A 1,440-nucleotide genomic window follows, 5' to 3' on the forward strand; every position below is an offset into this window, starting at 1 on the left:
CAGTGTAATTATCATAGTTCGTAGCATGATCCTGATTTTACTAAAAATCAAGCACCTTCAATGATCACGGGTATAATATATAAGGAGAAGCCTATAGTGGCTCTCCTTATTACATATCAGTTGTCAATTTTCCCGGAACCCTACTTTGTATCCGTTCAATGGTCGGTGTAGACATCTGCACTGTTGAAAACCAATAAGGCCGATGTTTGATGTTGAATAAATTGCTGTTGTCTAGCGCTTCAAACATGGAGTATTTCCTTCCTTGAGCTAAGGCGGCACCATAAATCGTTCGCTCAAGCACTGGAACATCATTCACTTCTTCAAGAAGTGCCCTCTTAATAAACTGGTTACTGGGCTCCAATCGATAAACTCGATCAAATTGTTGAGTAACTTAAGCTCTAATTGATCCACCATTGCTTCGAGAAACTGTGTATTGGGCAAAATGTCAGTGCAGGCATAATATTCATCATGCTTGTCGCTCGCATCTCGGTAGCCGAGCATAGTTTTGACCAATGCATCTTCAAACGTTGAAGAAAAGTGATTACAAATCAAAAATAAAGGCAGAACTCGTAATACACCAAGAAGAATACCCACATCAGGATCTTTAACCGATGTGTCTTTTAGTCGAATTCTTGTGGTGTTAGAGGTAACAACAAGGTGTTGCCAAACTTTGGGGGTGATGTGTTTGATGTTGGCGTCATTCCACCTTATTAATTGCTGGCTCATGAGCAACGGGAACAGTACTCGACAATTTTCAATACCGATCTGCCTTGCTGCAATCTTAGGATCGTGAATAGTTTTGGGTTTCTTGCCGTATTTATCCGTGAACTCACGGTTCGAAACAAACTCGATCAAGCTGGAACTCAATGTCCTGCTCTTCGCTGATATATCATGAAGCTTGGAAAAGGTTAAAGATGGCAAATAAGCAACACTGGCGAATTGATTATAGTCTGGCAGGTCTAAAAATAATGAACTGATTAAAGTTCCTTGCAACTTCTCAATCATAAGAGCCGATGCAGCATCGCTGACATCGTCGATCACATAACGCAGCGTTTGTTGCTTCGCGACCACTTTATCACGACAGGACTTTACTCTATTCAACTCACATCTGAGCAAAATCCGCTGGTTGTCAGAAATACGGTCAGACTCATCAAATATAACGCTATCACAGTACCTATTTTCTAGACTCAGCAATGTATCGACCGTAGATTGATCGAGTTTATACTCTGGAGAGATCAGCCACCGATTGAAACGAGCTTCCACATTGATCGAGACTTTTCTTGCGATCTCAATAACTTCAGGGTTGAAATTTTGATTGGCAAACAACAATGACGTTCCTTTGTCCTAATTTTATTGATTCGGCATACCCCCCTCTGGCAGGATAGTTGTCACTGTTAAAATTTACCCAGCATGGGCGGTAATGAGTGAACCTTGTCTCGT

1 pseudogene is annotated in these 1,440 nt (G+C 41.2%); it reads right to left on the reverse strand.

The features are described from left to right. Positions 1 to 109 precede the first annotated feature (109 nt). A pseudogene (locus tag Q1A70_RS19895) lies at positions 110 to 1,329 on the reverse strand (hypothetical protein). Between the last annotated feature and the right edge of the window lie 111 nt (positions 1,330 to 1,440).

Source organism: uncultured Vibrio sp. (assembly GCF_947488985.1).
GTDB lineage: Bacteria > Pseudomonadota > Gammaproteobacteria > Enterobacterales > Vibrionaceae > Vibrio.